The sequence below is a fragment of the Halomonas ramblicola genome (assembly GCF_030409215.1).
In the GTDB taxonomy this organism is placed as follows: Bacteria; Pseudomonadota; Gammaproteobacteria; order Pseudomonadales; family Halomonadaceae; genus Halomonas; species Halomonas ramblicola.
Map to the genome: position 1 here is coordinate 274,448 of NZ_JAUFPL010000025.1, position 17,222 is coordinate 291,669.

16 protein-coding genes are annotated in these 17,222 nt (G+C 69.9%); 12 read left to right on the forward strand and 4 right to left on the reverse strand.

Features of this window, described 5'->3' with window-relative positions; translation table 11 throughout:
• The 6 genes from QWY80_RS10065 to lpxL form a co-directional block, all read left to right on the forward strand.
• Positions 1–501: protein-L-isoaspartate(D-aspartate) O-methyltransferase (locus tag QWY80_RS10065; protein WP_290230964.1), on the forward strand; the 501-nt coding region annotated here is incomplete at its 5' end.
• Positions 498–1,472 (forward strand): DUF368 domain-containing protein, encoded by a 975-nt coding sequence (locus tag QWY80_RS10070; RefSeq protein WP_290230967.1) that lies wholly within the window; start codon positions 498–500, stop codon positions 1,470–1,472. The genes QWY80_RS10065 and QWY80_RS10070, both read left to right, overlap by 4 nt.
• Positions 1,465–2,637, forward strand: coding sequence for a peptidoglycan DD-metalloendopeptidase family protein (locus QWY80_RS10075; protein ID WP_290230969.1), 1,173 nt, complete (start codon positions 1,465–1,467; stop codon positions 2,635–2,637). Before QWY80_RS10070 ends, QWY80_RS10075 begins: the two co-directional genes overlap by 8 nt.
• A 116-nt stretch (positions 2,638–2,753) precedes the next feature.
• Positions 2,754–3,743: an RNA polymerase sigma factor RpoS gene (rpoS, locus tag QWY80_RS10080; protein WP_290230971.1), complete on the forward strand. Its 990-nt coding sequence runs from the start codon at positions 2,754–2,756 to the stop codon at positions 3,741–3,743.
• A 158-nt stretch (positions 3,744–3,901) separates the two neighbouring features.
• Positions 3,902–5,008 carry an alanine racemase gene (alr, locus tag QWY80_RS10085; RefSeq protein ID WP_290230973.1) on the forward strand — a complete coding sequence of 369 codons (1,107 nt, stop codon included), beginning with the start codon at positions 3,902–3,904 and terminating at the stop codon, positions 5,006–5,008.
• A gap of 73 nt (positions 5,009–5,081) precedes the next feature.
• Positions 5,082–5,996: an LpxL/LpxP family Kdo(2)-lipid IV(A) lauroyl/palmitoleoyl acyltransferase gene (gene lpxL, locus QWY80_RS10090; RefSeq protein ID WP_290230975.1), complete on the forward strand. Its 915-nt coding sequence runs from the start codon at positions 5,082–5,084 to the stop codon at positions 5,994–5,996.
• A 198-nt stretch (positions 5,997–6,194) separates the two neighbouring features.
• Here lpxL and ettA read toward each other — a convergent pair whose 3' ends face one another.
• The 3 genes from ettA to QWY80_RS10105 form a co-directional block, all read right to left on the reverse strand.
• A complete protein-coding gene (gene ettA / locus QWY80_RS10095; protein ID WP_290230977.1) occupies positions 6,195–7,856 on the reverse strand; it encodes an energy-dependent translational throttle protein EttA in 1,662 nt (553 codons plus the stop codon).
• Between the two features lie 114 nt (positions 7,857–7,970).
• On the reverse strand, positions 7,971–8,174 hold the full coding sequence (locus QWY80_RS10100; RefSeq protein WP_290230979.1) for a PA3496 family putative envelope integrity protein: 204 nt from the start codon (positions 8,172–8,174) through the stop codon (positions 7,971–7,973).
• A gap of 200 nt (positions 8,175–8,374) precedes the next feature.
• Positions 8,375–8,809 (reverse strand): PAS domain S-box protein, encoded by a 435-nt coding sequence (locus tag QWY80_RS10105; RefSeq protein WP_290230982.1) that lies wholly within the window; start codon positions 8,807–8,809, stop codon positions 8,375–8,377.
• 261 nt (positions 8,810–9,070) lie between these two features.
• On the opposite strand from QWY80_RS10105, the gene QWY80_RS10110 reads away from it, so the two are divergent.
• Positions 9,071–9,361, forward strand: coding sequence for an Rdx family protein (locus tag QWY80_RS10110; RefSeq protein ID WP_290230983.1), 291 nt, complete (start codon positions 9,071–9,073; stop codon positions 9,359–9,361).
• Positions 9,358–10,248 (forward strand): DMT family transporter, encoded by an 891-nt coding sequence (locus QWY80_RS10115; protein ID WP_290230985.1) that lies wholly within the window; start codon positions 9,358–9,360, stop codon positions 10,246–10,248. Before QWY80_RS10110 ends, QWY80_RS10115 begins: the two co-directional genes overlap by 4 nt.
• On the opposite strand, the gene QWY80_RS10120 is transcribed toward QWY80_RS10115, so the two are convergent.
• Positions 10,239–10,913, reverse strand: coding sequence for an arylesterase (locus QWY80_RS10120; RefSeq protein WP_290230987.1), 675 nt, complete (start codon positions 10,911–10,913; stop codon positions 10,239–10,241). The genes QWY80_RS10115 and QWY80_RS10120 overlap by 10 nt on opposite strands.
• Here QWY80_RS10120 and QWY80_RS10125 point away from each other — a divergent pair.
• From QWY80_RS10125 to glyA, 4 genes are all read left to right on the forward strand, one after another.
• Complete coding sequence (locus QWY80_RS10125) at positions 10,912–11,628, forward strand: ABC transporter ATP-binding protein (protein ID WP_290230989.1); 717 nt, start codon at positions 10,912–10,914, stop codon at positions 11,626–11,628. The two genes, QWY80_RS10120 and QWY80_RS10125, sit on opposite strands and share 2 nt — an antisense overlap.
• Positions 11,625–14,207 (forward strand): ABC transporter permease, encoded by a 2,583-nt coding sequence (locus QWY80_RS10130; protein ID WP_290230991.1) that lies wholly within the window; start codon positions 11,625–11,627, stop codon positions 14,205–14,207. Before QWY80_RS10125 ends, QWY80_RS10130 begins: the two co-directional genes overlap by 4 nt.
• A 72-nt stretch (positions 14,208–14,279) precedes the next feature.
• Positions 14,280–15,686, forward strand: coding sequence for a hypothetical protein (locus QWY80_RS10135; protein ID WP_290230993.1), 1,407 nt, complete (start codon positions 14,280–14,282; stop codon positions 15,684–15,686).
• A 121-nt stretch (positions 15,687–15,807) separates the two neighbouring features.
• Positions 15,808–17,073, forward strand: coding sequence for a serine hydroxymethyltransferase (gene glyA, locus QWY80_RS10140; protein ID WP_290230995.1), 1,266 nt, complete (start codon positions 15,808–15,810; stop codon positions 17,071–17,073).
• Positions 17,074–17,222: the final 149 nt, after the last annotated feature.

The window sequence follows — 17,222 nt, forward strand, 5'->3', positions numbered from 1 at the left end:
TACGAGGACACCTCGCTGCCCATCGGCCATGGCCAGACCCTGTCGCAGCCGTGGATGGTGGCGCGCATGACCGAGCTGGTGCTGCAGGAATCCCCGGCCCGGGTGCTGGAGGTCGGCACCGGCTCCGGCTACCAGGCCCTGATCCTGGCGCGCCTGGTGCCGGAACTCTGGTCCATCGAGCGGATCAATGCCCTGCATCGTCGCGCCGCCGAGCGGCTGCGCCTGCTGGGGGCCCGCAACGCCCGGCTGCGCCTGGCGGATGGCGGCCACGGCTGGGAGAACGAGGCCCCCTTCGACGTCATCCTGCTCACCGCCTGCGCCAGCGAGCTGCCCGAGCCCCTGCTGGCCCAGCTCGCCGAGGGGGGCGTGCTGATCACCCCGCTGTCCGATGCCCGCGGCCGCCAGTGGCTGACCCGTGTGCAGCGGCAGGACAACCAGTTCGAGAAGCGGCGGCTGGAACCGGTCCGGTTCGTGCCGCTGCTGGAAGGAGTCATACGTTGAAGCGACATCTGGGTATCTTCCTCAGGGGGGCCGGCATGGGCGCCGCCGACGCCGTCCCGGGCGTCTCCGGCGGCACCATCGCCTTCATCACCGGCATCTACGAGGAGCTGATCCACACCATCAAGCGCTTCGGCCCCAGTGCCTGGCCGGCCTGGCGCCGGGGCGGCCTGGCGGGGCTGGCGGTCCACCTCAACCTGGCCTTTGTGGTGCCGCTGCTGGCCGGCATCGCCGCCAGCCTGATCAGCGTCGCCCACCTGGTGGTGTGGCTGCTGGAGGACCACCCGCTGCTGCTCAACGGCTTCTTCTTCGGGCTGGTGGCGGCCTCGGCGCTGGTGGTCAGCCGCCACCCCGCCGACTGGAAGTGGTGGCACCTGCTGCCGCTGGTGGCGGGGCTGCTGCTGGCCTACTGGCTGCCCTCGCTGATGCCGCTGATCACCCTGCTGGGCAGCCAGGCGCTGATGCTGGTCGTGGGGGGCGCCATCGCCATCAGCGCCCTGCTGTTGCCGGGCGTCTCGGGCAGCTTCCTGCTGCTCACCATGGGGCTCTACGGCACGGTGATGGATGGTATCCGCGGCTTCGACCCGGGGCTGCTCGGCCTCTTCGGCCTGGGCTGCCTGGTGGGGCTGTTCGTCTTCTCGCGCCTGCTTTCCTGGCTGCTGAGCCGCCATCGCACGGCGACCCTGCAACTGCTGGTGGGCTTCATCGTTGGCTCGCTGCCGGTACTCTGGCCGTGGCGGGAACTGTTACGCTACCAGCTCGGGCCGGAAGGGCAGATGATCCCCCTGGACTACCGCTACCTGACACCGGGCGACTACGCCCAGTTGACCGGCGAGGCGGCGCAGCTGCCGGGGGTGGTGGCGCTGATGCTGGTGGGGGCGGCCATCGTGCTGCTCCTCGATCGCGGCGGTCGACGCTCGGCCGCCTCACGCTCGTCTCACGGGGCAAACAAGGAGGAAGGCTCTGATGCGTAAGGTAATGATGATCTCGGGCCTGGCCCTGGCGATCGCCGGTTGTGCCAACCAGCAGGAGTCGCCCGGCCAGGTGCCGGTGCGCGATCTCTCGGCGAGTCGCGAATCGACCTCCGCCGGTCACTACACGGTGGAGGCCGGCGACACCCTGTACGGCATCGCCTGGCGCCACGACATGGACTACCGTGACCTGGCCCGGCTCAACCGGATCGGGCCGCCCTACCAGATACAGCCGGGCCAGCGCCTGGTGCTGGATGCCGAGACGGCCCAGTCCGGTGGCGAGGAGCAGGTGGACGACGCCGCCAGCGGCGTGGTGGCCACGCCGCTGGGCGGCGACCAGGGCACCGGCGAGTCGTCCGACATGGAGTGGTTGCTGCCCGACGAGGAGGCGATCGAGCGCAACCAGCGCCTCTCCGCCGAGCCACTGGAGGAGGCCGAGGGGCCCACCGGTGGGGCCGTGGCGGGTGCCGTCGCGGCGACGGGCGAGGCCAGCGGGCCGGGGCCGATCTACTCCCCCGACAGTCCCGGTGCCGATGGCGGCCTCAGCGAGCGCGACCTGGCCGAGCGCCGCGAGCGGGATGCCCGGGACGAGCAGGCGGAAGAGGCCGAGGCGGACGAGGCCGTTGACGAGGAGGTGACCGAGGCGGCCGCCGCCGAGGACGAGCCAGCGCAGGATGCCGCCGACGATGAGGCCGGGACGGCACAGGCCGATGCCGACGAGGCGGATGCCGGCACCGCGGTGGCCGGTGGCACCCAGGGCAGCGAGGGCGGCGAGCGCGGCTACACCCCGGTGGACGAGGTGGCCTGGCAGTGGCCCGTCGACGGCGAGGTGGTCGGGCGCTTCGGCGATGGCGGCAGCATCACCGCCGGCATTGATATCGCCGGACAAAAGGGGCAACCTGTCAAGGCGGCCGGGCCGGGCATCGTGGTCTATGCCGGCAGCGGGGTGAGGGGTTACGGCAAGCTTATCCTGCTCAAGCACAACGACCAGTACCTGAGTGCCTATGCCCACAACGACACCCTGAACGTGAGCGAGAATGACGTGGTGCAGGCCGGCGAGGTGATCGCCACCATGGGCGACAGCGACGCCGAGGATGTCAGGCTGCACTTCGAGGTGCGCAAGGACGGTCAGCCCCAGGATCCCCTGGAGTTCCTGCCGCCGCGCTGAGGGCCGCCATCGGCCGGGTGAGAGCACTGCCGACGGGATGTCACACAATAATAATCAGGTTCGCCGAGGCTAGAGGGCAGACTCGGCGACGGGACGCAACCACAGGGTAGCCACCGATGAGCATGCTTGAACGGGACCTTCAGGATGTGGATCTCGACGCGCTCGAGGAAAAGGACGATGACATCGTCGAGGACCTCGACGTCGAGGAAGTGGCGAGCAGCGACGATGCCGCCTTCGAGAAGGCGCTGAGCCGTGAGGATCGCTACAACAACCACAGCCTCGATGCCACCCAGATCTACCTCAACGAGATCGGCTTCTCGCCACTGCTGACGCCGGAGGAGGAGGTCTTCTACGGTCGCCTGGCCCAGAAGGGCGATCCCCTGGGGCGCTCGCGGATGATCGAATCCAACCTGCGCCTGGTGGTGAAGATTGCCCGGCGCTACCTCAATCGCGGGCTATCGCTGCTTGACCTGATCGAGGAGGGCAACCTCGGCCTGATCCGCGCCGTGGAGAAGTTCGACCCCGAGCGCGGCTTCCGTTTCTCCACCTACGCCACCTGGTGGATCCGCCAGACCATTGAGCGGGCGCTGATGAACCAGACCCGCACCATCCGCCTGCCCATCCACGTGGTCAAGGAGCTCAATATCTACCTGCGCGCGGCCCGCGAGCTGACCCAGAAGCTCGACCACGAGGCCACTGCGGAGGAGATCGCCGACTACCTGGACAAGCCGGTGGAGACCGTCAAGAAGATGATGGGGCTCAACGAGCGGATCTCCTCGGTGGACTACCCGGTAGGCGGCGACAGCGACAAGCCGCTGATCGAGACCCTCGCCGACGATAACGACCACGGCCCCGAGTCGACCCTGCTCGACGGCGACGTCAAGCAGCACGTCGACGAGTGGCTCTCCGAGCTCACCGAGAAGCAGATGGAGGTGGTGGTGCGGCGCTTCGGCCTGCGCGGCCACGAGGCGGCCACCCTGGAGCAGGTGGGCGAGGAGATCGGCCTGACGCGCGAGCGGGTGCGCCAGATCCAGGTGGAGGCGCTGAAGAAGCTGCGCCGGGTACTCGACAAGCAGGGGCTCTCCCTGGACGCCATCTTCGAGTAGTGGCTCCGCCTCGGCATAGCAAGATCGACCCTTGTTCGGCCTTAAGGTCATAATAACGTTCCGGAAACCACCATTCATATGGTGGTTTCTTTCGTGATTTCGCCGACAAATCCGACGATAATGCCTGGTCGTTCCGTCCGCATCACCAGGAGTCCGCCATGGCCCGGCCGCTCATCGCCGAGATCGACCTCGACGCCCTGCGCCACAACTACCGTCTCGCCTGCGAACGATCCCCCGACAGCCGCTGCGTGGCCGTGCTCAAGGCCGACGCCTATGGCCACGGCGCCGTGCCCTGCGCCCGCGCGCTGGAGGGCATCGCCCCCGCCTTCGCGGTGGCCTGCATCGAGGAGGCGGTGGTCCTGCGCGAGGCGGGCATCGACGCGCCCATCCTGCTGCTGGAGGGCATCTTCGAGGCCGCCGAGCTCGCCCAGGTCGACGACCTGGGTCTCTGGATGACGGTGCACAGCGACTGGCAGCTGGAGGCGCTGCTCGCCCATCGACCGGCAGGGCCCATCCCGGTATGGGTCAAGGTGGACTCCGGCATGCATCGCCTGGGCTTCCCGCCCGAGGCGGTCGAGGCCGTCTGGCAGCGGCTGCGCGAGGCCCCGGCGCAGGCCTGCGACCTGCACCTGATGAGTCACTTCGCCACCGCCGACCTGGAGGACAGCGCCTACTTCGAGCGCCAGATGGCGCGGCTGGAGGCGCTCGCCGACCGTCTCGGGGCGCCGCTGTGCCTGGCCAACTCCCCGGCTACCCTGGCCAGGCCCCGCGCCCATGGCGCCTGGAATCGCCCCGGCGTCATGCTCTATGGCAGCGACCCCCTGGAGGTCGCCAACGCGGCGAGCCGGCGCCTGGCGCCGGTGATGACCCTGCGCTCGGCGATCATCGCCGTGCGCGAGCTGCCCGCCGGCGAGCCGGTGGGCTATGGCGGGCGCTGGACCACCCCGCGCCCCTCGCGCATCGGCGTGGTGGCGGCGGGCTACGGCGATGGCTACGACCGCCATGCCGTGGACGGCACCCCGGTGCTGGTGGCCGGCCGCCGCACGGCGATCGCCGGCAAGGTCTCCATGGACATGCTCACCGTGGACCTCACCGACATCCCCGAGGCCGACATCGCCAGCGAGGTGGTGCTGTGGGGCAGGGCGAGCAATGGCGAGGTGCTCTCGGTGGACGAGGTGGCCCGCCACTGCGATACCATCAGCTACACCCTGCTCAGCGGGGTGCTGCCGCGGGTGCCGAGACGCTATCATGGGGGGCAATCGTAATCCCCAGTGACAAGGAGAGTTGCCGCATGGAGAGCACCGTTAATTGGGGTCTGTCCCCCGGGGCTGTCCCCCAATGAGCCGGAAAGACTACCCCGACTCCTTCGCCCATCCGCGCTTCTGGCCGACCTGGCTGGCCATCGGGGCCATGCATGCCGCCGCCCGGCTGCCCTGGCGACTCAAGCTGTGGCTCGGCAGGGCCATCGGCCTGGCAGCCTGGCGCCTCGCCCGCCGTCGTCGGCATATCACCGAGACCAACCTGCGGCTCTGCTTCCCGGAGTTGGAGGATGATCGGCATCACCGGCTGGTGCGCGAGACCTTCATCGCCAACGGCATCGGCCTCATCGAGACGGCCACCGCCTGGTGCCGTGACCCCGAGCATCTGCGCCACCGGGTCATCTTCAAGGGCCAGGAGCACAGGGCCAGGTTGGAGGCCGAGGGGAAGGGGGCGCTGATCCTCGGCGTGCACTTCTCGACCCTCGACCTCGGGGCCGCCCTGCATGCGCTCTATTTCCGCGCCGATGCCGTCCAGCGCCCCCATGACAACCCCCTCTTCGCCCGTTTCATGAGCCGGGCTCGGGCCCCCTATTTCGATGCCATCCTGGACCGCCACGACCTGCGTGGCGTGGTCCGACGGATCAAGGCCGGCCATGCGGTCTGGTATTCCCCCGACCAGGACTTCGGGCGCGATGCCAGTGTCTTCGCGCCCTTCTTCGGCATCCAGGCTGCCACGGTCAGGATGACCGCCCGCATCGCCCGCATGACCGGGGCCCCGGTGATCCCGCTGATCTTTCACCGCAACCCCGACGACCGCACCTACACCCTGGAGTACCTGCCGCCCCTGGCGGACTTCCCCAGCGGCGACGAGGTGGCCGACGCGACCCGGATCAACGCCGTCATCGAGGCGGCCATCCGCCGGCACCCCGAGCAGTACCTGTGGCTGCATCGCCGCTTCAAGACCCGGCCGCGGGGCGAGCCCAAGCTCTACTGAAGCGGAGCTTCAAGCTGGAAGAGCGGCGCTTCGCGCCTGGAAGACCCCGGCTTCGCCGGGAGCTGGAAGAACGCCCGCTGCGCGGGCTTGAGCTGGAAGCTGGAAGAGAAAACCCCACAGGCCTCGCAGCCGTGGGGTTTTCTTCCAGCTTCAGGCTTCCAGCTTAAAGCTTACGGTTTACAGCTCCGGCGAAGCCGGTCAGGCATCGATGCGCTTGTACTTCATGCGGTGCGGGGTGTCGTCGCCCACCCGCTGCTTGTGGTCCGCCTCGTACTCGGTGTAGTTGCCCTCGAAGAACACCACCCGGGAGTCGCCCTCGAAGCCGAGGATGTGGGTGGCGATGCGGTCCAGGAACCAGCGGTCGTGGGAGATCACCAGGGCGCAGCCGGGGAAGGCCAGCAGGGCCTCCTCGAGGGCGCGCAGGGTCTCGATGTCCAGGTCGTTGGAGGGCTCGTCGAGCAGCAGCACGTTGGCGCCCTGCTTGAGGGTCTGGGCCAGCTGCAGGCGGCCGCGCTCGCCGCCGGAGAGCTCGTCGAGGCGCTTCTGCTGGTCATTGCCCTTGAAGTTGAAGCGTCCCACGTAGGCGCGCGAGGAGACCTCGTAGCCGTTGATGTTGAGGATGTCCTGGCCGTCGGAGACCGCCTCCCACACCGTCTGCTTGTTTTCGAGGTTGTCGCGCAGCTGCTCGACGTAGGCGATATCCACGGTGTCGCCCAGCACCACCTCGCCGCGGTCGGGGGTCTCCTGGCCGGTGATCATCTTGAACAGCGTCGACTTGCCGGCGCCGTTGCCGCCCACCAGGCCGACGATGGCGCCCTTGGGCACGCTGAACGAGAGGTCCTCGTAGAGCAGCTGGCCGTCGAAGCCCTTGGCCGCGTCGTGGAACTCGATCACCTTGTCGCCCAGGCGCGGACCGGGCGGAATGTAGATCTCGTTGGTCTCGTTGCGTTTCTGGAAGTCACCGGACTGCATCTCCTCGAAGCGGTTGAGGCGTGCCTTGCTCTTGGCCTGGCGGCCCTTGGCGTTGGAACGCACCCACTCCAGCTCCTGCTTGATGGCCTTCTGGCGCGAGGCCTCCTGCTTGGCCTCCTGCGCCAGGCGTTTCTCCTTGGCCTCCAGCCACTGGGAGTAGTTGCCCTCGAAGGGGATGCCCTGGCCGCGGTCCAGCTCGAGGATCCAGCCGGCCACGTTGTCGAGGAAGTAGCGGTCGTGGGTGATCGCCACCACGGTGCCGGAGTAGTCGTGCAGGAAGCGCTCCAGCCAGGCCACCGACTCGGCGTCCAGGTGGTTGGTGGGCTCGTCGAGCAGCAGCATGTCGGGGCTGGAGAGCAGCAGGCGGCACAGCGCCACGCGGCGGCGTTCGCCGCCGGAGAGGTTGCCGACCTTGGCCTCCCAGGGCGGCAGGCGCAGGGCCTCGGCGGCCACCTCCAGCTTGCGCTCGAGGTTATGGGCGTCGGCGGCCTCGATGATGTTCTCCAGGCGCGCCTGCTCGGTGGCCAGGGCGTCGAAGTCGGCGTCCGGCTCGGCATAGGCGGCGTAGACGGCGTCGAGCTTCTCCTGGGCCTCCTTGATGGCGCCCAGCGCCTCCTCCACGGTCTCGCGGACGTTCTTGGCGTCGTCGAGCTCCGGCTCCTGGGGCAGGTAGCCGACGTTGATGCCCGGCATGGGGCGCGCCTCGCCCTCGTACTCCTTGTCGACGCCGGCCATGATGCGCAGCAGGGTCGACTTGCCGGCGCCGTTGAGGCCCAGCACGCCGATCTTGGCGCCGGGGAAGAAGGAAAGGGAGATGTCCTTGAGGATCTGCTTCTTGGGGGGCACGACCTTGCCCACCCGGTTCATGGTGTAGACGTATTGCGCCATGGAGTTCCACTTGGTTGGAGGATTGGCTGACCCACGGATGATAGAGCCCGCGGCGATCGATGGCCAGTTTCCGGCCACACACCCGCCACGGGCTTATGCGTCTGGCGCTCGGCGCTACTCTTCCTCGTCGAGGGCCCAGTCGTCCTCGATGGCGCGTCGCAGCCGGCGTTCCTCGAGCAGCGCCTCCACACGGCGACGCGCATGCAGGGTGTCGGCGCGACTGCTGGGGCGGGGACGCACGTAGTCGTCGTCGTTCACCGCCTCGAGGAGATCCTGATCGTCGTCGAGGCTGGAGTCGAGAAGGGATTCACGGCCCATGCGAAGTCCTCCCATGGCCAGGTGTCGACGTCGGGCGCCGACCGGTCACACGTTCGCTTCTCGTCCGGCTTCGCGGAACCCGAAGCGCCACAAAGGCAACGGGCGTTGCCTGGGAGCCTGTATATATCCGGGTGGAGGGAGAGGACAAGCCCCCGGCGCGACTTTTTTCCTCCCTAGCGCCGCGGCGGTGGAGGCGGAGCTCAGTCCAGGCCGTGGCGCGCCCTGAGGCGCTCCAGCTCCTGCTGGGCCTCGACACGTTCGGTGACGTCCTTCTGCACGCCCAGGTAGTAGGTGAGGTTGTCGTCCTCGTCATGGACGGGAGTGATCGACAGCTCGTTCCAGAACAGGGTGCCGTCCTTGCGATAGTTGCGCAGTACCGTGCGGCAGGGACGCCCCTCGGCGAGCGCCTTGCGGATGGTGGCCAGCCCCTCCTGGTCGCGGTCGTCGTTCTGCAGGAAGCGACAGTCCTGGTAGAGGATCTCGTCGGCGCTGTAGCCGGTCAGGCGCTCGAAGCCCCGGTTCACGTAGATCAGGATGTGCTCGTCGCCCTCCTGCTCGGCCACCACGATGCCGTCCTCGGAGGCATCGACGATGCGCTCCAGCAAGTCCGGGCTGATCAGGGGAGATCGTTTCATGCGAGGCGTTCCTGTCGCGGATCCTGTCTCGGCCGCCCGGGGGCGGCAGCGTCGTCACTGTCTAGGTTCGATTGACATCATGGCCAGAGCCTCGGCGGATTTCAACGCCGCCACCGGCATTTCCGGGGCCATGGCCGTTGGCCGTGGCGATTGCCCCACCTGCATGCCACCTCATCAGGCGGCCCTGGCTGATAACGGGGGCGCCCTGGGGGCTCCTCGCTGATAGGATGGGCCCATCATCGTTGCGACAGGGAGTGCACCGTGTCACGTATTCGAATCCATTACTGTACCCAGTGCCAGTGGTTGCTGCGCAGCGCCTGGCTGGCCCAGGAACTGCTCTCCACCTTCGGCGAGGACCTGGACGAGGTGGCCCTGGTGCCGTCCCACGGTGGCTACTTCGAAATCTTCTTCGACGCGGAGTCGATCTGGGAGCGCAAGCGCGACGGCGGCTTCCCCGATAGCAAGACCCTCAAGCAGAAGGTCCGCGACCGCCTCGCCCCCGATCGCGACCTGGGGCATATCGACCGCTCGGGCCGAGGGTCTGACGCATGACCCGTGACGGCAAGGCGATGCTCTATGGGCTCGGCGCGGTGGGGCTGTGGTCCACGGTGGCCACGGCCTTCAAGGTGGCGCTGGCCTACATGTCACCGCTGGAGTTGATGTGGCTGGCCTCGCTGGTTTCCTGGGCGCTGATCGGCGTGCTGGTGGCCCGCCAGGGGCTGCTGCGCCAGGCGTTCGCCGGTGGCTGGCGCACCGCCGCCTGGGCGGGGCTGCTCAATCCGGTGGCCTACTACCTGGTGCTGTTCGGCGCCTACGACCGCCTGCCGGGCCAGGAAGCCATGGCGCTCAACTACACCTGGGCCTTGACCATGGCCTTCCTGGCGGTGCCGATCCTCGGCCAGCGGCTGACCCGCATCGACGTGCTGGCGGGGCTGATCGCCTATTCGGGGGTCTGGGTGATCGCCACCCGCGGTGCGGTGTTCGACGTGGCCTTCGCCGACCCGCTCGGCGTGGGCATGGCGCTGGCCTCGACGCTGATCTGGGCGCTCTACTGGCTGCTCAACGCCCGCGACCATCGCCCGCCCCTGGTGGCCCAGTGGCAGAACTTCAGCGTGGGGGTGCCGGTGCTCACGGTGCTGCTGCTCGCCGGGCCGGGCCTCGCCTGGCACGGTTGGGCGGGACTCGGCGCCGGGGTCTACGTGGGGTTGTTCGAGATGGGTATCGCCTTCGTGCTCTGGCAGCTCGCCGTCCACCAGGTGTCGCGCACGGCGAAGGTCTCCAACCTGATCTTCCTCTCGCCGCCGGTATCGCTGCTGCTGCTGTTCCTGGTGGTCGGCGAGCCGATCCTCGTCTCCACCCTGGTGGGGCTGGTGCTGATCCTTGCCGGGCTGGGACTGCAGCAGTGGCAGAAGGCGCCGGCGCCGGCGGTTCAGTCCTGAGCCTCGGCCAGCGCCATGCCGTTGTCCTCCAGCAGCGGCGCGAGCTCGGGCCAGACATTGTCGAGGATGATCGGCTGGGCGGCGGCGGTGGGGTGGATGCCGTCGTCCTGCATCAGCGTCTCGTCCAGTGCCACCCCCTCCAGCAGGAAGGGCACCAGCGGCAGGTCGTACTCGTCGGCCAGGCGGTGGTAGACCCCGGTGAAGGCGTCGCGGTAGGCCTGGCCGTAGTTGGGCGGGATGTCGATGCCCAGCAGCAGCACCGCGGCGCCGGCCTCGCGGCTGGCCTCGATCATGCCGGCCAGGTTGGCCTCGAACTGGCCGGGAGGCAGGCCGCGCAGGCCGTCGTTGCCGCCCAGTTCCAGCAGAACGATGTCCGGGGCATGCTGTCCGAGTAGCTCGGGCAGCCGGCCGGCGCCGCCGCTGGAGGTCTCGCCGCTGATGCTGGCGTTGACCACCTCGGCCTTCCCGTCCAGGCGTGCGGCCAGCAGACTGACCCAGCCCTCCTGACGCTCGATGCCGTAGGCGGCGCTGAGGCTGTCGCCCATCACCAGCAGGGTGGGACGCTCGCTGGCCGCCGCCGCGGCGGCCGCCAGCAGCAGGAGGGCGACGATGGCCAGTCGGCCCAGGCCGCGACGCAATGGACAACCAGGGAATGCCTTCATCATGACCCATGCCTCTCGTTCGGAAACCCCACCGATTCTACACGTCGATCGCCTGGCCAAGCAGGTCCAGAGCGGTGATCGGCGGCTCACCATTCTGAGTGATCTGGCGCTCACGGTGTTCCCCGGCGAGAGCGTGGCGATCCTCGGTCAGAGTGGCGCCGGCAAGTCCACCCTGCTGGGGTTGCTGGCCGGCCTGGATACGGCCAGCGACGGCGAGCTCGAGCTGTTCGGCGAGTCGCTCGCGGCGCTGGACGAGGACGGCCGTGCCCGGCTGCGCGCCGGTCGGGTGGGCTTCGTGTTCCAGAACTTCCAGCTGCTGCCGACCCTCACCGCCCTGGAGAACGTGCTGCTGCCGCTGGAGCTCTCCCCCCAGGCCGGCGCCGAGGCGCGGGCCCGCGACTGGCTCGAGCGGGTGGGGCTGGGCGAGCGCCTCACGCATCTGCCCAAGCAGCTCTCCGGCGGCGAGCAGCAGCGCGTCGCCCTGGCCCGGGCCTTCGTCACCGGCGCCGAGCTGGTGTTCGCCGACGAACCCACCGGCAACCTGGATCCCGCCACCGGTGAGCGCATCATCGACACCCTCTTCGCCCTCAACCGCGAGGCCGGCACCACCCTGGTGCTGGTCACCCACGACCACGCCCTGGCGCGTCGCTGCGACCGCTGCCTGCGCCTGGAGTCGGGACGCCTGGTGGAGATGCGCCACGAGGAGGTGAGCGCATGAGCCGGGACGCCCTGCGCCTGGCGCGCCTCTCGGCCCGGGGCCTGGCCCGCGACCTGCGCGCCGCCGACGTGCGTGCGCTGTTCGTCGCCCTGGCCCTGGCGGTGGCCGCCTCCACCATGATCGGTTTCTTCCTCGATCGCCTCGACCGCGGCCTGACCCGCCAGGCGGGCCAGCTGCTGGGCGGCGACCTGGTGCTGGAGCAGGGCCGGCCCTTCGACGCCGAACTGCGCGAGACCCTGGAGACGGCCGGCCTGACCCTCAGCGACCAGGTCGACATGGTCTCCATGGTCAACCTGGGCGACGCCTTCCAGCCCGCCAGCCTCAAGGTGGTGGACGACGCCTATCCCCACTACGGCACTGCCCTGGTGGATCGCGGGGATGGCCCCGAGCGGATCGCCAGCGGACCCTCGCCCGGCGAGGCCTGGCTGGCGCCGCGCCTGGCGTTGCTGCTGGAGGCCGAGGTCGGCGACCGGGTGCGGGTCGGCGAGGCGGAGCTCGAGGTGGCCGGGGTGATCGAACGCGAGCCCGACCAGTCGGCGGGCTTCGGCAACTTCAACCCGCGCCTGATGATGCACCGCGCCGACCTGGAGGCCACCGACCTGGTGCAGGACGGCTCGCGGGTGGAGTTCGAGATCCTCGCCGCCGGGCCCCCCGAGGCCCTGGAGGGGCTGGCGCCGCTGCTCGACCGCCTGCGCCGCGACGGCGTCGAGGTGCGCGACGTACGCCGCGACCGGCCCGGCCTGGGCAACGCCCTGGAGCGCGCCGAGCGCTACCTGAGCCTGGCCGGCCTGGCCGCGGTGCTGCTGGCCGGGGTGGCGGTGGCCATGGCCACCCGTCGCTACGTGGATCGCCACCTGGACACCGCGGCGCTGCTGCGCTGCTTCGGCGCCACCCAGGGGGAGCTGTCGCGGCTGTTCGGCCTGCAGCTGCTGTGGCTGGCGCTGGCCGCCTCGGTCGTGGGGGCGCTGCTGGGGCTGGCCGGCCAGGCGGCGCTGCTGGGCCTGCTCACCGCCTTCCTGCCCCTGGAATTGCCGCCCCCCGGGCTGCTGCCGCTGGGCCTCGGCGTGCTCACCGCCCTGGCGGTGCTGGTGGGCTTCGCCGGCCCGACCCTGCTGCGCCTCAAGCGGGTCAGTGCGCTCAAGGTGCTGCGTCGCGAGCTCGATCCGCTGCCCGCCTCGGCCTGGCTGGTGCTGGGCGTGGCCAGCGCGGTGTTCGGGGCCCTGCTGTGGCTCTACTCCGGCGACGCCGGGCTCGCCCTGGGCCTGCTGCTGGGTGGCCTGGTGATGCTGGCGGCGCTCTGGGGCCTGGGCTCGCTGCTGCTCGCCGCGGTGCTGCGCCTGGCCGGGCGCCTGCCACGGCGTGCCGGCCAGGCCGACCTCGCCCAGGCGCTGCGCCTGGGCGGGGCACAGCTGGCCCGGCGGCGCACCGCCAGCCTCGGCCAGCTGCTGGCCTTCTCGGTGACCTTCTTCGCCATGGCGATGATCGCCCTGGTGCGCGGCGACCTGCTCACCACCTGGCAACAGCAGCTCCCCGAGGACACGCCCAACCATTTCGCCATCAACATCCAGCCCGGGGAGCGCGACGCCTTCGAGGCGGCGCTGGCCGGGGCCGCCGACTCGCGCAGCGCCCTCTATCCCATGGTGCGCGGGCGCATCACCGCCATCAACGGCGGCTCGCCCCGCGAGGCAGTGCCGGCGGAGGCACGCGGCGACAACGCCCTGCGCCGCGAGCTCAACCTCACCTGGCGCGAGACCCTGCCGGAGGGCAACCGCCTGGTGGCCGGGGCATGGTTCGACGAGTTGCCGGCCGCGGAGGCCGCCGGCTGGTACGACGAGGTGGCCGCCGAGCCCGAGGTGGAGCGGGTGCCGATCTCCATGGAGGACGGCCTGGCCGAGCGCTTCGGGCTGGCGCTGGGCGACACCCTGACCTTCACCATCGGCGCCGACGAGATCGTCGGCGAGCTCACCAGCCTGCGCAACCTGGACTGGGACAGCTTCCGGCCCAACTTCTACGTGATCTTCCCCCCCGGGGTGCTGGAGCGCTTCGGCCACAGCTACATCACCGCCTTCCACCTGGACGCGGGCGAGCGCGAGCTGCAGCGCCGCCTGGGGCGCGAGTTCCCCGGCGTCACCCTGCTCAACGTGGATGCCATCCTCGGCCAGGTGCGCGACCTCCTCACCCAGGTCACCCGCGCCGTGGAGCTGGTGCTGGCCTTCGTGCTGCTGGCCGGGGTCAGCGTGCTCTACGCCGCGCTCACCGCCAGCCGCCCGGTGCGCGCCCACGAGAGCGGCCTGCTGCGGGTGTTCGGTGCCGGCAACCGGTTGCTGTCCCGCGTCCAGGGGGCGGAGTTCGCCATCCTCGGCCTGGCCAGCGGCCTGATGGGGGCGCTGCTCGCCGAGCTGGCCGGCGCGGCCCTCTATGTGGCGTGGCTCGACCTGGCGCCGCGGCCGCACCCCTGGCTGTGGCTGGTGCTGCCGCTGGGCGGGGCGCTGCTGATCGGTGCCATCGGTCATCTGCTGTCGCGGGGGCTGCGTCGTCAGGCCCCGGCGGCGAGCCTGGGCCTGCTGGGCGAGACCTGAAGGGGCAATCGGCCGGCGCTGGGCTAGACTGGCTTGGCACACCCACACATCGATCACACAGGAGGTGATCCCATGCGTCTCATCCGTGCCACCCTCCCTCGCCTGGCGCTGCCCGTGGCGCTCTCCACCCTCATCGCCGCGCCGGCGCTGGGCGATGCCGAGCGCCTGGAGCGCGACCTGCGTGCCTTCTTCGCCGATGAAGGCGAGCTGACGATCGGCGAGGTCTCCGATGCCCTGCTGCGTAGCCGGGTCACCGCCGAGGCGTTGCGCTTCGACGCCGCGGAGGGCGACCGGCTGCTGATCGACCGCTACCGGGTCAGCGGCGACTACGAGCGCCCCGAGGAGGTGACCCTGGAAGGGGTCCGCCTGGAGGACGGCCTCACCGAGCTGCTGTTGCTGGGCATCGATCGTCTGGTGCTGGGCGAGCCGGGCTGGGCCGTGCCGCCGGGCGATGACGAGGGCCTGGCGGCGATGCGCCTGGGCAGCCTGGCCGCGGAGGGGCTGGTGATCGAGCACGGCGCCGAACTGGCCGAGGGGGTCGGCGCCGAGGACGCCCTGGGCGAGGGACGCCTGGCCGTGGGGCGCCTGCGCGGCGAGACCCTCTCCCGCGAGGCCATCGGCCGCCTCGAGCTGCATGAGCTGAGCGGTACCGGCCTGCCGCTCGAGGAGATGGGAGAGGGCGACTTCACCCTGGACAGGCTGCTGCTGGAGGATCTCGAGGGGCTCGATCGCGAGGACGAGCAGCGCCTCGGCCGCCTCGAGCTGGAGGCGCTCGAGATCCTGGTGGAGGGCAGCCGCCTGCTGGCCCTGGAGGCATTGGGGCTCGACGGTGACCTCGGCGATGGCGAGGCCGGCCTGCGACTCGAGGCGCTGGATCTCGAGCTGACCCGCTTGATCGAGCTGTCGCCCGAGGAGGAGCGCACCCAGATGCGCATGGCCAGCAACGTGCTCACCGACGGCAGCGGCCAGCTGCGCCTGGATGCCGTCGTCGATGCGCGCTGGGAGGAGCAGGACGACGAGACCGGGCGGCTGCTCAGCGAGAGCCAGCTGTCGTTCCGCGACGCCCTGCGACTGGACCTCGACGTGGAGGGCCTGCTGGCCCTGCCCGAGGGCATGACGCATGCCGACCTGGTGGATGGCGAGCGGCTGCTCGAACAGGCCAGCCTGAACGGTGGCCTGCTGATCCTCAAGCTGTCCGACCAGGGCCTCTTCGGGCGTCTGGCCACCCTGGGCGCCGCCATGGAGGGCGTCAGCGAGGCGCAATACCTCGAGCAGGCGCGCACCCAGGCCCAGGGCTTCGGCATGATGTTCGGCCCCCAGGTGGAGGCCTTGCTGGCCGGCCTGGTGTCGCTGATGGAGGGGAGTGCCAGCGAGCTCGAGGTCACCCTGGACCTGCCGGCCGAGAAGAACCTGCAGCGCTTCGCCGACGACCCCCTGGCGCTGCCCGACCGCCTCGCCATGCAGGTCGAGACCCGCTGACCGCGGATGCCCTGCATGAGTCCGCCCGTTGCCCCGGATGACCGCCTTTCATGTGAAAGGCGGGTGGGGCTGGGGTATCATGCACTGCCCTGATTCTTCCGTGACGCGAGGTTTCCCGCCGATGTTCAGCCGTGACATGACGATTGCCGGTTTCGATGATGCCCTGTTCGATGCGATGCAGAAGGAGGTCGCCCGCCAGGAGGCGCACATCGAGCTGATCGCTTCCGAGAACTACGCCAGCCCCCGAGTGATGGAGGCCCAGGGCAGTCAGCTGACCAACAAGTACGCGGAAGGCTACCCCGGCAAGCGCTACTACGGCGGTTGCGAGTACGTCGACATCGTCGAGCAGCTGGCCATCGACTATGCCAAGCAGCTGTTCGGCGCCAGCTACGCCAACGTCCAGCCCCACTCCGGTTCCCAGGCCAACGCCGCCGTCTTTCAGGCGTTGGTCAAGCCGGGCGACACCGTGCTGGGCATGAGCCTGGACGCCGGCGGCCACCTCACCCACGGTGCCAGGCCGAACTTCTCCGGCAAGCACTACGATGCCGTGCAGTACGGCATCGACGAGAACGGCCGCATCGACTACGCGGAGGTCGCACGCCTGGCTCGCGAGCACCGGCCGAAGATGATCATCGCCGGGTTCTCCGCCTACTCCCAGATCATCGACTGGGCGAAGTTCCGCGAGATCGCCGACGAGGTGGGCGCCTACCTGCTGGTCGACATGGCGCACGTGGCCGGCCTGGTGGCCGCCGGCGTCTACCCGACGCCGCTGCCCCACGCCCATGCGGTCACCACCACCACCCACAAGACCCTGCGCGGTCCGCGCGGCGGCCTGATCCTCTCCGCCGAGGGCGACGAGGCGATCGAGAAGAAGCTGCAGTCGGCGGTCTTCCCGGGCGGCCAGGGCGGTCCCCTGGAGCACGTCATCGCCGCCAAGGCGATCTGCTTCAAGGAGGCCATGGACCCCGAGTTCACCACCTACCAGCAGCAGGTGGTGACCAACGCCCAGGCGATGGCCGGCGTGTTCATCGAGCGTGGCTTCGACATCGTCTCCGGCGGCACCGAGGACCACCTCTTCCTGCTCTCGCTGATCAAGCAGGGCCTCACCGGCAAGGACGCCGACGCCGCCCTGGGCCGTGCCCACATCACCGTCAACAAGAACGCCGTGCCCGGCGACCCGCAGAGCCCCTTCGTCACCTCCGGCCTGCGCATCGGCACCCCGGCGGTGACCACCCGCGGCTTCGGCGAGAGCCAGTGCCGCGACCTGGCCGGCTGGATCTGCGACATCCTCGACGCCATGGCCAAGGGCGAGGACACTTCCGCCATCGAGGCCGAGGTCAAGAGCAAGGTCGAGGCCGTCTGCGCCGAGTTCCCGGTCTACCGCTGAACGGCACGGGCCGCCCTGGCCCGTTTCCCCCGCGAGGCCCGCTACCGAGAGGCCCGCTACCGAGAGGCCCCGCCAGGCTCCCCGCCTGGCGGGGCCTCTTTACCTTCCGGCGGCGGCTCGTATGTATGTGACCAAAGTCTAACGGCAAG

Excerpts from the sequence above, each read along its gene's own strand:
- QWY80_RS10075 (WP_290230969.1), top strand. The coding sequence starts at position 1,465 with ATGCGTAAGGTAATGATGATCTCGGGCCTGGCCCTGGCGATCGCCGGT.
- rpoS (WP_290230971.1), top strand. The coding sequence starts at position 2,754 with ATGAGCATGCTTGAACGGGACCTTCAGGATGTGGATCTCGACGCGCTC.
- alr (WP_290230973.1), top strand. The coding sequence starts at position 3,902 with ATGGCCCGGCCGCTCATCGCCGAGATCGACCTCGACGCCCTGCGCCAC.
- lpxL (WP_290230975.1), top strand. The coding sequence starts at position 5,082 with ATGAGCCGGAAAGACTACCCCGACTCCTTCGCCCATCCGCGCTTCTGG.
- ettA (WP_290230977.1), bottom strand. The coding sequence starts at position 7,856 with ATGGCGCAATACGTCTACACCATGAACCGGGTGGGCAAGGTCGTGCCC.
- QWY80_RS10100 (WP_290230979.1), bottom strand. The coding sequence starts at position 8,174 with ATGGGCCGTGAATCCCTTCTCGACTCCAGCCTCGACGACGATCAGGAT.
- QWY80_RS10105 (WP_290230982.1), bottom strand. The coding sequence starts at position 8,809 with ATGAAACGATCTCCCCTGATCAGCCCGGACTTGCTGGAGCGCATCGTC.
- QWY80_RS10115 (WP_290230985.1), top strand. The coding sequence starts at position 9,358 with ATGACCCGTGACGGCAAGGCGATGCTCTATGGGCTCGGCGCGGTGGGG.
- QWY80_RS10125 (WP_290230989.1), top strand. The coding sequence starts at position 10,912 with ATGACCCATGCCTCTCGTTCGGAAACCCCACCGATTCTACACGTCGAT.
- QWY80_RS10120 (WP_290230987.1), bottom strand. The coding sequence starts at position 10,913 with ATGATGAAGGCATTCCCTGGTTGTCCATTGCGTCGCGGCCTGGGCCGA.
- QWY80_RS10130 (WP_290230991.1), top strand. The coding sequence starts at position 11,625 with ATGAGCCGGGACGCCCTGCGCCTGGCGCGCCTCTCGGCCCGGGGCCTG.
- QWY80_RS10135 (WP_290230993.1), top strand. The coding sequence starts at position 14,280 with ATGCGTCTCATCCGTGCCACCCTCCCTCGCCTGGCGCTGCCCGTGGCG.
- glyA (WP_290230995.1), top strand. The coding sequence starts at position 15,808 with ATGTTCAGCCGTGACATGACGATTGCCGGTTTCGATGATGCCCTGTTC.